12 protein-coding genes are annotated in these 12,756 nt (G+C 53.9%); 6 read left to right on the top strand and 6 right to left on the bottom strand.

The features are described 5' to 3' along the window. Nucleotides 1–7 precede the first annotated feature (7 nt). Complete coding sequence (locus L1249_RS10955) at nt 8–781, bottom strand: 3-hydroxybutyrate dehydrogenase (protein WP_044630545.1); 774 nt, start codon at nt 779–781, stop codon at nt 8–10. Nucleotides 782–863: 82 nt separating this feature from the next. Further along, nucleotides 864–1,304 (bottom strand): [NiFe]-hydrogenase assembly chaperone HybE, encoded by a 441-nt coding sequence (hybE, locus tag L1249_RS10950; RefSeq protein ID WP_044630544.1) that lies wholly within the window; start codon nt 1,302–1,304, stop codon nt 864–866. A gap of 150 nt (nt 1,305–1,454) precedes the next feature. Between hybE and L1249_RS10945 the strand changes: the two genes are divergently transcribed. Continuing rightward, the gene (locus L1249_RS10945) at nt 1,455–1,718 is read left to right on the top strand and encodes a GrxA family glutaredoxin (RefSeq protein WP_044630543.1); all 264 of its coding nucleotides are present in this window, start codon (nt 1,455–1,457) and stop codon (nt 1,716–1,718) included. Nucleotides 1,719–1,865: 147 nt separating this feature from the next. Here the strand turns inward: L1249_RS10945 and L1249_RS10940 are convergent, their stop codons facing one another. Then, the gene (locus tag L1249_RS10940; RefSeq protein ID WP_044630542.1) at nt 1,866–2,528 is read right to left on the bottom strand and encodes a CoA transferase subunit B; all 663 of its coding nucleotides are present in this window, start codon (nt 2,526–2,528) and stop codon (nt 1,866–1,868) included. Between the two features lie 49 nt (nt 2,529–2,577). Beyond that, nucleotides 2,578–3,276: a CoA transferase subunit A gene (locus L1249_RS10935; protein ID WP_044630541.1), complete on the bottom strand. Its 699-nt coding sequence runs from the start codon at nt 3,274–3,276 to the stop codon at nt 2,578–2,580. Between the two features lie 204 nt (nt 3,277–3,480). Between L1249_RS10935 and L1249_RS10930 the strand changes: the two genes are divergently transcribed. The 3 genes from L1249_RS10930 (at nt 3,481) to L1249_RS10920 (ending at nt 6,282) form a co-directional block, all read left to right on the top strand. Then, complete coding sequence (locus L1249_RS10930) at nt 3,481–4,380, top strand: LysR family transcriptional regulator (RefSeq protein ID WP_235253586.1); 900 nt, start codon at nt 3,481–3,483, stop codon at nt 4,378–4,380. Between the two features lie 112 nt (nt 4,381–4,492). Next, entirely contained in the window at nt 4,493–5,374 is an 882-nt protein-coding gene (locus tag L1249_RS10925; protein WP_089674429.1) for an acyltransferase, read from the top strand. Continuing rightward, nucleotides 5,311–6,282 carry a LysM peptidoglycan-binding domain-containing protein gene (locus L1249_RS10920; RefSeq protein ID WP_235253584.1) on the top strand — a complete coding sequence of 324 codons (972 nt, stop codon included), beginning with the start codon at nt 5,311–5,313 and terminating at the stop codon, nt 6,280–6,282. The genes L1249_RS10925 and L1249_RS10920 overlap by 64 nt, the downstream gene beginning before the upstream one ends. A 69-nt stretch (nt 6,283–6,351) precedes the next feature. Here the strand turns inward: L1249_RS10920 and gcvT are convergent, their stop codons facing one another. After that, complete coding sequence (gcvT, locus tag L1249_RS10915; protein WP_044630538.1) at nt 6,352–7,464, bottom strand: glycine cleavage system aminomethyltransferase GcvT; 1,113 nt, start codon at nt 7,462–7,464, stop codon at nt 6,352–6,354. 90 nt (nt 7,465–7,554) lie between these two features. Continuing rightward, on the bottom strand, nt 7,555–8,958 hold the full coding sequence (locus tag L1249_RS10910; protein WP_235253583.1) for an alanine/glycine:cation symporter family protein: 1,404 nt from the start codon (nt 8,956–8,958) through the stop codon (nt 7,555–7,557). 409 nt (nt 8,959–9,367) lie between these two features. Here L1249_RS10910 and gcvH point away from each other — a divergent pair, with 409 nt between their 5' ends. Together gcvH and gcvP are read left to right on the top strand one after the other, a co-directional pair. Beyond that, entirely contained in the window at nt 9,368–9,757 is a 390-nt protein-coding gene (gcvH, locus tag L1249_RS10905; RefSeq protein ID WP_058577968.1) for a glycine cleavage system protein GcvH, read from the top strand. A gap of 86 nt (nt 9,758–9,843) precedes the next feature. Continuing rightward, nucleotides 9,844–12,738: an aminomethyl-transferring glycine dehydrogenase gene (gene gcvP / locus L1249_RS10900; RefSeq protein ID WP_235253581.1), complete on the top strand. Its 2,895-nt coding sequence runs from the start codon at nt 9,844–9,846 to the stop codon at nt 12,736–12,738. The last annotated feature ends 18 nt before the right edge of the window (nt 12,739–12,756 follow it).

The following is a 12,756-nucleotide window of genomic DNA, read 5'->3' as shown; positions in this document are numbered from 1 at the left end:
GGGTGGGTTAGTGTGCTGTCCAGCCGAGATCAATATTCCAGCTAGCGCCAGTGACTGCGCCCGCCGCATCTGACGTCAGGTAAGCAACCAACTGAGCAACTTCGGAGGGGTCGATTAAGCGCTTAATCGCGGCGTTTTTGAGCATGATTTTCTCGATCACCTCTTGCTCATCCATACCATGCAGCTTGGCCTGATCGGCAATCTGGTTATCTACTAACGGGGTTTTAACATACGCAGGGCAAATCGCATTGGCGGTAATGCCCTGTTCGCCGCCTTCCAGCGCAGCGGTTTTGGTTAACCCAATCATGCCGTGTTTGGCGCTGATATACGCCGCCTTACCCGGCGATGCCACCTGCGCATGGATTGAGGCAATATTTACCACTCGCCCCCAGCCCTTTTCACGCATATAAGGCCAAGCGGCCTGGGTGAGAAGGAATGGCGCGGTCAGCATCAGGTCGATAATTTGCCGCCACTTCTCTTCGGGAAAAGTCTCGATAGAAGCGACATGCTGAATTCCGGCATTATTCACCAAAATATCCACGCCACCAAAGCGTTTCACTGCCTCAGCAATTGCGCCACGGCATGCATCTGCGTCGGTGAGATCCGCTTGGTAAAACGCCGCGCCTGCCGCTTCTGCAATCTCTTTCCCTGCAGGATTAAAATCGACGGCCAGGACTTGGTGGCCCTGCTCGCAAAAGTGTTTAACAACGGCTTCACCGATACCGCTGCTGGTACCAGTCACCACGGCAACCCGAGGGGTTGAAGCTTTTTGGGATGACATTCAGACGTCCTTTTATTAACTGCACGGTAATGAATGTATAAACGCTCATGAGTATAGGAGTCGCCGGCAGCTTCTGCCTACTCTACCCTTGCGGTACAGCGTTCGGGGTCATTAGCTGTTCCATCATGCGCTGTGCTAATCGTGCTGTCTCTTGAAGCGTTTCAAGATCGCTTAAATCTTCTAAGATTTTTCGCTTATAAAGCTCGATACCCGCGGGCAAACGCTCTAGTTGCAGTGAGTAACGGCCTGAAGGAAGCGTTAACGCACACTGTGACTCAAGCGGCGCTTGTAAAGCAGACTGCTCTGGCAGCGCGACAAGCCATAGTTCACAAGGCGTAATTAAAGCGCCAGCCATCACGCTGGCGCCGCTAATGCGCGACTCAATATGCTGAAAACAGAGCGCATCAACGCCTAATCGCGGATTGAAGTGCGCCTGCTGCTTAAGTCCTGCTAAGTGCTCATCGCGGTAGCACTTAGCAAGCTCAGCTAAATAACCATATTCATGCGGAGCCAGGGTTTGCATGGCTTCTCCTACTGTTCCATTGCTCATTGTGCGGCTTTATAGGGCACGTAGTGTGGTGCTATTGGCGAAAACCTGTGCCCTACGCCACAATGGGCGCTGATTCCTAATTCAAGCACTTACTTATTTCTGTATCGTAAAGGAGTTGTTGCCATGTTTGTGGTCATTTTTGGGCGCATGTCGTGCCCATTCTGTGTACGTGCCAAGCATCTTGCCGAACACCTCGAGAGTAACGGCAAAATTGATGGCTACCGCTATGTAGACATGCCCTCAGAAGGCGTTACCAAGGAAGATATCGCCAAAACTGCGGGCAAACCCATTCATACCGTACCGCAAATCTTTGTCGACCAGCAGCACATTGGCGGCTTTACCGAATTCGACCAGTTTGTCCGTGATAAGCAATTAATGGCCTCTTAGCACCACTGCTGAATATTTAACGCTGGTGACGCTTAACTCAGGCTTTGACTGTTACCGGATTACTTGGGAGGCTTGGCACTCACCCAAAAACAGCTAAGCATGGCGTGAGCCAAGACCCACGCCATTTCACCATGCTCGCTTTCAGTGTTACTCGTCGAAGGTCATTTCTGGAACGTGGTCAGGAACGATCAGCTTGCCTGCAGTTTTCTCGACAATTTCCTCAACGCTAACGCCGGGCGCGCGCTCTTTAAGGATGAAGGCACCGTCTTTAATTTCCAGGTAAGCCAGATCCGTTAGCACTCGATTGATGCACCCGGCGCCAGTGAGCGGCAAGTTACATTTTTCCAGCAATTTGGATTCACCGTGTTTGGATGCATGGGTCATGGTGCAAATAATATTTTCTGCGCCAGCCACAAGGTCCATCGCCCCACCCATACCTTTGATGAGCTTACCGGGGACCATCCAAGAAGCGATGTTTCCCTCCTGATCAACCTCGAACGCCCCCAGCACGGTTAAATCCACATGTCCGCCACGAATCATGGCGAATGACTCAGCGGATGAGAAAATGGCAGCGCCAGGACGCGCAGTAACAGTCTGCTTGCCCGCGTTAATCATATCGGGGTCCACTTCTTCCTCAGTGGGAAAGCGCCCCATGCCCAGCAAGCCGTTTTCAGACTGGAGCATGACATCTATACCATCTGGGATATAGTTAGCTACCAGGGTAGGAATACCAATGCCTAAATTGACGTAAAAACCATCCTGCAGTTCACGGGCAACGCGCTGTGCCATCTGTTCGCGAGTTAAAGCCATGGTGCCACCTCTTGTCTTAGCAGTTAGTTGATTGTTGGCGTTGTTGCGCTTAGCTGCGCACCGTGCGCTTCTCAATACGCTTCTCGAATGTGCTTTGGATAATACGATCCACGTAGATACCCGGCGTATGAATCTGGCTTGGCTCCAGTTCGCCTGGTTCAACAATCTCCTCAACTTCTACAACGGTGATCTTGCCTGCCGTGGCGGCCATGGGGTTAAAGTTCTGTGCAGTATGGCGATAAATCACGTTGCCATAGCGGTCGGCTTTCCAGCCTTTCACAATCGCAAAATCGCCTTTAATGGCTTCTTCTAAAATATAGTGGCGGCCATCGAACACACGCTCTTCTTTGCCTTCTGCAATCGGGGTGCCATAACCTGTAGCCGTGTAGAAGGCGGGAATGCCCGCTCCGCCAGCACGCATTTTTTCTGCCAGCGTTCCTTGAGGGGTCAGCACCACCTCAATTTCATTATTCAGCATTTGCTGCTCAAACAGCGCGTTTTCGCCTACGTAGGAGGCGAAGATTTTGCTTATTTGCCGATCTTCGAGCAGAAGGCCTAAGCCAAAACCATCGACGCCACAGTTGTTAGAGACAACAGTAAGGTCTTTCACACCACGACGTTTGATTTCTGCGATCAGATTTTCTGGAATACCACACAGACCAAAGCCACCTGCGAGGACGGTCATGCCGCTTTCAATGCCTTCCATTGCTTCTTCGTAAGAAGCTACACGCTTGTCGAATCCTGCCATTGTTATGCCTCACATTGTTGTTGAGTACGTATCGGTGTTGAGAACGTTTGTCGAGAATAGTGTGCAAGAAGCGTTTGTTGGAATGTCGCGCCATACATAGTGAGTATGACGATCAGAACAGTATTGCCAGTGTTGTCCTAGATGATATATTTGTTAAGTTTGTTTTTCTTATCAATTTATTTTAATAACTTATAAAGAGACGCCATGACCGTCAAGCAGCTTCGTGCATTTTTAGCCGTGGCACAGACCCTAAGCTTTACCCAGGCATGTGAGCGCCTGCACCTTTCACAGCCCGCCCTAAGCCTTGCCATCAAAGGGTTAGAAGATTCGCTAGGCGGCAAACTGCTTATCCGTAGCACCCGCAGCGTGCGACTAACCCCAGAGGGGGAGTCGCTGCTCCCGCTTGCCAAACATCTGCTGGCGCAGTGGGATAACACCGAGGAACGCCTGCGCCAGCGGTTTACGTTACAGCTAGGGCGACTCAGCGTTGCGGCCATGCCGTCTTTTGCCTGCAATCTATTACCCAGTGCACTGGTTAAGTTTCGGCAACAGTACCCCAAAATCAACGTTACGGTGCACGATGTGATCAATGAAGAAGTCACGGATATGGTGCGCTCCCGACAGGTAGAGATTGGCATTGCCTTCTCGCCGGAGGGCCAGGGAAGCTTAAGTTTTACACCTTTGTTTGAAGATCAGTTTGTCGCCGTGGTTCCTCCCAGCTCGCCTCTGGTTCACCGCGACACACTGCCCTGGACGCAGCTGCTTGAGAATGACTTTATCACGCTACAACGCCCTTCCATGGTACGGCGTTTACTGGAGCAAGAGCTTGAAAAGCGCCATATAGACCTCCCTGTCGCCTTTGAAAGCCACCAGCTCTCTACCGTCGGACGAATGGTCGCAGAAGGCCTAGGGGTCAGCGCTGTGCCTTCCATGTGCATTCAGCAAATGCATGAGCTGGGTGCGCGCTGCGTACCACTTGTCGAGCCAAGCACCGCTTGCCGCGTGGGGATCCTGACCCAGGAAGAGCTTTCCGTGGCGGCGCATGCGCTGCGTAGCGTGTTGCTTGAGAGTGTTAAAGCACCTTCCCTACCCATTGACGCATAACGCTTTGATACGGTTATGCTGGGCAGCGTGGCGCTGATCTATTAGCATTTATCGCTAAGCGCGTGCTTAAAAGGCCTTTAGCACGCAGACGAATAGCTGTGAGGATTGTGGTATGCCAATTATTAAAGGGGGCGTTAGCATCTTGCTGCTGACGTTGAACACGCTGGTTTGGGGTGTCCCCCTGATTATTCTGACGCTGCTCAAAGTCATCGTCCCTGGACGGCGGCAAAAAGAGTGGCTGCTTAAAGGGCTATGTGCCGTCGCACTAAACTGGATTGGCGTCAATTTGTGGTGGATGCGGCACTGGTTAAAACCCAATGTCTCGATCAACGTGCCAGATACATTAAGCCCTGAGCAGTGGTGGCTGGTAATCTCCAACCATCGCAGTTGGACCGATATCTTTATTTTGCTTATGGCACTGCACCGACGCATTCCTATGCCGCGCTTTTTTCTCAAACACCAGCTTATCTGGATCCCGATTGTTGGTCTCGCTTTCTGGGCGCTTGAGTTTCCCTTTATGCGTCGCTTTAGCCGTGAGCAGATCGCCAATAACCCCAAGCTAGCCACAGTTGACCGGGAATCCACTGAGCGCATGTGCCGCCAAGCTCGCCATGCCCCTATCGCTATTTTTAATTTTGTCGAGGGAACCCGCTTTACCGTCGCCAAACGCGAGTCGCAGCAAAGTCCATTCCAGCATCTGCTTCGCCCTAAAGCAGGAGGAATTGCTCAAGTACTTAGCCTGCTGGGTGATCAGTTAGATGGTATTCTTGACGTCACTATTAGCTATACCAACCCATCACCCACGTTTATGGGTTTTTTATGCGGTAAAGAAGCCCCCATTACGCTTGAAGCCCGGCAGCTAGCCATTCCTGAATGGATGCAAACTGCCAACTACCATGACGAACCGCAGCATAAGGAACGCTTCCACGCATGGATCAACTCACTCTGGCAGGAAAAAGATACCTTGCTAGATCGCCTCAGCGACCACGACTAAGCCACTGGCTCACCATTTGTGTATTGGCCAGCGTGCTAACTGGCTGCGCCAGCTCTACCCCCTCCTCTAGCCAGCGGGTGCCCGCCGCTAGCAGCGCCAGCGCTATTGGCGGCAACTGGGTAGAGGTTAGACGTGGGGATACGCTAGGGCAGCTCGCGGCACGGGCTAACGTACCACTTGAACGGCTAGAGCGCTTCAACCCCGGGGTTGACTCTCGCCGTTTAGCCGTTGGTCAGCGCCTATTGATCCCAACCCAGCAGGAGCGAGCGCCTTCTGGCGGCCCTTATCGCTATCAAATCCGGCCCGGCGATACCTTCTCAGGTATTGCCAGGCACTTTAACACCACAACGGGGCGAATCCAGAGTGCTAACCAAGGCACTTCCCCCACGGCATTGCGTGTCGGGCAAATCATTAGCGTACCGCTTAGCAGTACCGCTAGAACGGCATCATCAAGCAGTAGTTCAGCCGCTAGTAGCGCCAGTAACCGTAATGCACCAACGCCTGCCCCTACGCCAAGCGCTAGTTTGCCAGCTTCGGCACGCCGATGGCCGTGGCCTTTAGAGGATTATCGTGTGGTTCGTCAGTTTGGTGCCGACAGCCGCGGCACACTACAGCCCATGTTGTTGGCAACTCAGGCAGGCGCTCGTGCTAAGGCCGTTGCTCCTGGTGAAGTACGCTTTGCAGATAGCATGCGACAGCTCGGCGATGTCGTGATTGTGCACCATGCCGATAACTTGCAAACCGTTTACGCGCTCTGCGAGCGGATTCTCGTCCGCGTAGGGGACCAGGTGAGTACAGGTGATGAGCTGTGTGATGTAGGACAAAGTAACGCGACACAGCGTTATGATCTGCTGTTTGACTTACGTCAGGGGGGGAAACCCATCGACCCACGACAGGTGCTAAGGTAAGCATATTCCGCATGCAAAAGCCCCGCGAGGGGCTTTTGCATCTTTTTTGAATTAACTGCGCTCGCTAATTTAACCGCGATAGTAACCAGGGGCCACAAATGGCATCGCGGAAACGCTCATGGGTAGCTGCTTGCCGCGTACTAACGCGTAGACGGTAGTACCGGGCGCTTCCCACTCACGGGCGAGGTACCCCATGGCAATAGGTTTACCGACGCTTGGCCCAAAACCTCCGGAAGTCACTACGCCAATTTCATTGCCCGCTTCATCTACCAGCAGACTGCCTTCTCGCACCGGCGCGCGCCCTTCTGCTACCAGCCCAACCCGCTTGCGGGTATGATCTTTGGTATCCACTTGGTGCAAAATCACATCGGCTCCGGGGAAACCCGCTGCTCGCTCGCCGCCATAGCGACGCGGCTTGCCAATGGCCCAGATCAAGCCGGCCTCGACAGGCGTGGTTTGCATATCCATATCGTGACCATATAGGCACAAGCCCGCTTCTAAGCGCAGTGAATCACGCGCGCCCAAGCCAATCGCTTCTACTTCAGGCTCGGCCAGCAGCGCTTCGGCAAGCGCCTGACACTCGTCAGCCGCGACAGAGATTTCAAAGCCATCTTCGCCGGTATAACCACTGCGGCTGATCCACACGTCACATCCTGCCAGCGTGTAACGACCATGCTGCATAAACGTTAGCTCACAGGCTTGCGGGCAGAGCCGCTGCATCACATCGCGGGCCTGTGGCCCTTGAAGCGCCAGCAGACCGCGATCAAGCACATCGATTTGATGAGTGTTGCCAAGATTAGCGCGCAAATGGGCAATATCTTGGTCTTTGCATGCCGCGTTCACCACCAGATAGAAGTGATCGCCAGCATTCACCACCATCAAATCATCAATAATACCGCCATCGGTGCTGGTAAAAAGGCCATAACGCTGCTGGCCTTTTTGCAAGCCTACCAAGTCCGCTGGGATTAGACTTTCCAGCGCTTCAGCGACCTTTTCTCCGGAGACCAGAATCTGTCCCATATGCGATACATCGAACAAGCCACACCGCTCGCGGGTATGCTCATGCTCTTTTTTAACACCCAGCGGGTATTGCACCGGCATATCGTACCCGGCAAAAGGCACCATCTTGGCCCCTAGCTGCGTGTGAAGCGCATGAAGTGGCGTGTGTTTCAGATCAGTCATGGCATTTCCTCTGTCAAAAAAGAGAAACGGGAAGCCTTACTAGGCTTCCCGGCTCTATTACATCGTGCATTACCTGCTTACAGGCAGGCCTTATTTATCATGATCCAGGGCTTCACCCGGCAGCACGTCCTTACCAGCGAAATAATCCCGAGTGAGCTTAAAGACAACCGGAGACAGCAGCGCCAGGGCAATGAGGTTAGGAATCGCCATCATCGCGTTGAAGGTGTCTGCCATCAGCCAGATAAAGCCCAATTGCGCAATTGCACCCAGCGGAATAGCCAGTACGAACAGCACTCGGTACAGCATAATAGAGCGCGTACCGAACAGGAACTGGCAGCATTTCTCACCGTAAAACGACCAGCCAAGAATGGTGGTAAAAGCAAAGATTGCTAGCGCAATGGCCACGATCTGATTACCAAAGCCAGGCAGCGCCGCATCAAAGGAGAGCGCGGTGAGCGAAGCGCCCGCTTCGCCTTCCATCCACACGGTAGAGGTCAAGATCACCAGCGCCGTGATGGTGCACACGATGATGGTATCAATGAACGTACCCAGCATGGCAATCAAGCCCTGACGAACCGGGTTTTTCGTCTGCGCAGCAGCGTGAGCAATCGGTGCACTGCCCAGACCTGCTTCATTGGAGAAAATACCCCGCGCCACGCCAAAGCGGATGGCGGCCATTACCGCAGCACCGGCAAAGCCACCGGCTGCTGCCATGGGGTTGAAGGCGTAGTAGAAGATCAGCCCAAAGGCGTCACCGATTTGGCCCGCATTAACGATCAGCACCAGCAAGCCCGCAAACACATAAGCAATGCCCATCACCGGTACCAGCTTACCAGCCACCTTGGCAATGCGCTTGATGCCACCCAATATCACTGCACCGGCCAGTACCATGATGATAACGCCGGTTAACCAGTGAGGAACACCAAAGGTGGCATCCATGGCGTCAGCCACGGAGTTAGACTGTACGGTATTACCAATCCCGAAGGCCGCCACCGCGCCAAAGAACGAGAACAGACCGCCCAGCCACAGCCACTTACGGCCCAGACCATTTTTGATGTAGAACATCGGCCCACCCACGTGATAGCCGGTGCTATCGGTTTCCCGGTAGCGTACTGCCAGCACTGCCTCGGCAAACTTGGTCGCCATACCCACCAGTGCGGTAATCCACATCCAGAACACAGCACCTGGGCCACCTAATGCGATGGCCGTTGCCACACCGGCAATATTACCGGTACCAATCGTCGCAGACAGTGCTGTCATCAACGCGTTAAAGGGAGAAATTTCCCCCTCATCGCTGGGTTTTGCAGAGGTTTTATCGGATGGCTTGGCATCGCGGCCTTGCCACATTAGCTTGAAACCCATGCCGAGTTTACGTATCGGCATCAGTTTCAAGCCAATCTGCAGGTAGATACCCACCCCCAATAGCAGGATCAGCATTAACGGGCCCCACACCACTCCGTTAATGGCCCCTAATAGGCTTGTTAACGTTTCCACACGACTCTCCTTACCCAATTGATTAATGCATTTGTTATGAAGGTTAGGTTGTTCACCCGCTCCATCCGATAGCAGATGGAATCACCAAGCGTTCCCACCATAGCGCTTAATTAACGCTGGAAAAACGGATGATGGGTATGTTTTACACCATTTTCTTAGTGCGCTTCCATGCCAATGTCGCCTGCTGATAGAGAAAGCTGCTCTTTTTGAAACTGGCTGGCGCACTGAAACAACAGAAAAAGAGCATCCATTTTTAGCCTTTTGGAGGCTATGAAGAAATTTGTTTCCGATAAGAAACACGGTACCATATACCCACTTACGCTCACTGCGAGCTGGCCACAGTCGCCAAGGCGAACGACAAGCGCTAGTATGCTTTCGTTCTGTCCACTGATTTTATAAGGGAATCACTATGAGCAATCTTCCTGCCAACCTTCGTTACGCTGCCAGCCATGAATGGGTGCTTGATCATCAAGATGGCACCGTCACCATCGGCATCACCGACCACGCGCAAGAAGCGCTAGGCGATGTGGTATTTGTTGAACTGCCCGAAGTTGGCCAATCCCTAAGCAAAGGGAAAGAGTTTGGCGTCATTGAATCCGTGAAAGCGGCCTCTGACCTTTACTCGCCGGTCAATGGCGAAGTAATTGAAGTGAACGAAGCCCTCGAAGACGCTCCCGAAACGGTGAACGACGCCCCCTATGAAGGCGGCTGGATTATGAAAGTGCGTGTTACCGACCAAGCCTTTGAAGGTCTCTTAGATGCCGATGCGTATCAAGCGACGCTGAGCGCCGACACCTAAGTCATGTAGCCAAAGCGCCTGCCCCTGCGGCAGGCGCTTTATTATCGCCTCTGCACGGTTTTCTCATTACGTCCGGAATCTCCCCCATGCCTTTTGAATCACGCCGTTTGGCCGAACTGGCCGACCACGATGCTTTTATCAAACGCCATAACGGGCCCAGCCCCGATGATGTCGCCACCATGTTAAAAGCGCTCAATATGCAGCGCATGGAAGACCTAATTGAGCAAACCGTGCCTAGCGATATTCGCCTAGGTCGCGAACTTGCCCTTGACGACCCCCGCAGTGAAGCGGAAGCCCTTGAATATTTGAGCCAGTTAGCGCGCCAGAACCGCGTCAGCAAAAGCTATATTGGCCAGGGTTACTACAACACCCACATGCCCGCAGTGATTCAGCGCAACGTGCTGGAAAATCCCGGTTGGTATACCGCTTACACGCCTTACCAGCCCGAAATTTCCCAGGGCCGTCTGGAGGGATTGCTAAACTTCCAGCAGGTGATTCTGGATTTAACCGGCATGGAGCTTGCCAACGCTTCCCTGCTGGATGAGGCCACCGCCGCCGCAGAAGCCATGGCACTGTGTAAGCGCGGCAATAAAAAGAGCAAGTCGAACGCGTTCTTCGTGGCTGACGACCTCTTTCCGCAAACGTTAGATGTCGTCAAAACCCGTGCCGAGTTCTTTGGCTTTGAGCTGATCACCGGCCCCGCCGAAAGCCTTGCCGAACACGATGTGTTTGGCGCTCTGGTTCAGTACCCCTCTGCCAGCGGCAGCGTCAGCGACTTAGCCCCGATGCTAAAGGCGGCTCAAGAGCGCGGCATTATGACCTGCGTGGCCACCGACCTGCTTAGCCTGGTGCTGCTGAAAGAGCCGGGCGCGATGGGTGCAGATATTGTCGTAGGTAACTCGCAGCGCTTTGGCGTGCCCATGGGCTTTGGCGGTCCACATGCGGCGTTCTTCGCTACCTCCGACAAACTCAAGCGCTCAATCCCAGGGCGGATTATCGGCGTCTCTAAAGACAGCCGTGGCAAAACCGCGCTGCGTATGGCCATGCAAACCCGCGAGCAGCACATTCGCCGTGAGAAAGCAACGTCGAATATCTGTACCGCACAAGCGCTACTAGCCAATATTGCCGGTTTCTACGCCACCTATCATGGCGCAGAAGGCCTACGCAAAATTGCCGGTCGCGTTCACCGCCTGACTACTGTGCTGGCTACCGGCTTACAGCAAGCCGGCGTTCAACTAGCGAATAACACCTGGTTCGATACGCTACGCCTTACCCAGGTAGACGCGGGCAAGATTCACGGCCGCGCCATGACCCACGACATCAACCTGCACTACTTCGCCAATGGCGATGTGGGTATCAGCCTTGATGAAACGACCACCGCTCACGATGTCGCCGCCCTATTCGACGTCCTGCTGGGCGATGAGCATGGTCTGGCCGTGGCAGTGTTGGATGACCAGGTAGTGACCGATAAGCTGAGCGGTATTCCGGCCGCCTACCAGCGGGAAAGCGATTTTCTTGAACATCCAACCTTCAATCGCTACCGCAGCGAAACCGAAATGCTGCGCTACCTAAAGCGTCTTGAGAACAAAGACCTATCGCTGGCCCATGCCATGATCCCGCTGGGTTCCTGCACCATGAAGCTCAACGCGACTAGCGAGATGATTCCTGTCTCATGGCCTGCGTTTTCCAACCTGCACCCATTTGCGCCGCGTGATCAGGTGGCGGGCTACCATCAGATGATTGATGAGCTGGCAGCGTTCTTAGTCGAAGTCACCGGCTATGACCATATCTCGATGCAGCCTAACTCAGGCGCGCAGGGTGAATACGCGGGCTTGCTGGCGATTCGCCGCTATCAGGCAGCGCAAGGTGAAGCTCATCGTGATGTGTGCTTGATTCCAAGCTCCGCCCACGGCACTAACCCGGCCTCTGCCGCCATGCTGAGCATGGAAGTGGTGGTGGTGGAGTGCGATGCCAACGGCAACATCGATTTAGAGGATTTGACCCGCAAAGCTGAGCAGCACAGCGAGCGGCTTTCAGCGGTGATGATTACCTACCCGTCCACCCACGGCGTCTTTGAGTCGCACGTTCGCAAAGTATGCGAAGTGGTGCACCAGCATGGCGGCCAAGTTTACGTCGATGGCGCTAACATGAATGCTCAGGTTGGCCTCACTCGCCCTGGCGACTTCGGCGGCGACGTGTCTCATCTGAACTTGCACAAAACATTCTGCATCCCCCACGGAGGCGGTGGTCCAGGTATGGGCCCGATCGGCGTTAAAGCGCACCTTACCCCGTTTGTACCTAACCATGTGGTGACGCCCATCAACGGCGTTAACCCGGAGAGCGGCGCGGTGTCGGCGGCAGCCTTTGGTAGCGCTTCCATTCTGCCGATCTCGTGGGCGTACATTAAGATGATGGGTGCCCGTGGCCTGCGTGAAGCCACCGAGCTGGCCATTCTTAACGCCAACTATATTGCTAAGCGTTTAGAAGCGTCCTATCCGATTCTCTATCGCGGCCAGAACGGCAATGTCGCCCATGAGTGCATCATTGATATTCGTCCGCTGAAGAGCGCGTCTGGTATTAGTGAAGAAGATATCGCCAAACGTTTGATGGATTACGGCTTCCATGCCCCCACCATGTCGTTCCCGGTGCCGGGTACGCTGATGATTGAGCCCACGGAATCTGAATCACTCTACGAAATTGACCGCTTCTGCGATGCAATGATTGCAATTCGTGAAGAGATTGCACGGGTAGAGAGCGGCGAGTGGCCGCTGGATAATAACCCGCTGGTGAATGCGCCACACACACAAGCCGACCTAATGGATAGCGCATGGGAGCGGCCTTATGACCGCCAGCTAGGTGCCTTCCCCACCGAAGCAGTGATGGCGTCGAAATACTGGCCCTCAGTGAATCGCGTCGATAACGTCTTTGGTGATAGGCAGTTGATCTGCTCTTGCCCCAGCATTGACGAGTATCGCCGTTAAGCAATATCCATAGCGCGA

This window comes from Halomonas sp. Cn5-12, assembly GCF_021532545.1.
Lineage (GTDB): Bacteria > Pseudomonadota > Gammaproteobacteria > Pseudomonadales > Halomonadaceae > Vreelandella > Vreelandella aquamarina.
This window is presented reverse-complemented; position numbering and strand designations above follow the sequence as displayed.

Coding starts and splice junctions, on each gene's coding strand:
- L1249_RS10955 (WP_044630545.1), bottom strand. CDS start 781: ATGTCATCCCAAAAAGCTTCAACCCCTCGGGTTGCCGTGGTGACTGGT.
- hybE (WP_044630544.1), bottom strand. CDS start 1,304: ATGCAAACCCTGGCTCCGCATGAATATGGTTATTTAGCTGAGCTTGCT.
- L1249_RS10945 (WP_044630543.1), top strand. CDS start 1,455: ATGTTTGTGGTCATTTTTGGGCGCATGTCGTGCCCATTCTGTGTACGT.
- L1249_RS10940 (WP_044630542.1), bottom strand. CDS start 2,528: ATGGCTTTAACTCGCGAACAGATGGCACAGCGCGTTGCCCGTGAACTG.
- L1249_RS10935 (WP_044630541.1), bottom strand. CDS start 3,276: ATGGCAGGATTCGACAAGCGTGTAGCTTCTTACGAAGAAGCAATGGAA.
- L1249_RS10930 (WP_235253586.1), top strand. CDS start 3,481: ATGACCGTCAAGCAGCTTCGTGCATTTTTAGCCGTGGCACAGACCCTA.
- L1249_RS10925 (WP_089674429.1), top strand. CDS start 4,493: ATGCCAATTATTAAAGGGGGCGTTAGCATCTTGCTGCTGACGTTGAAC.
- L1249_RS10920 (WP_235253584.1), top strand. CDS start 5,311: ATGGATCAACTCACTCTGGCAGGAAAAAGATACCTTGCTAGATCGCCT.
- gcvT (WP_044630538.1), bottom strand. CDS start 7,464: ATGACTGATCTGAAACACACGCCACTTCATGCGCTTCACACGCAGCTA.
- gcvH (WP_058577968.1), top strand. CDS start 9,368: ATGAGCAATCTTCCTGCCAACCTTCGTTACGCTGCCAGCCATGAATGG.
- gcvP (WP_235253581.1), top strand. CDS start 9,844: ATGCCTTTTGAATCACGCCGTTTGGCCGAACTGGCCGACCACGATGCT.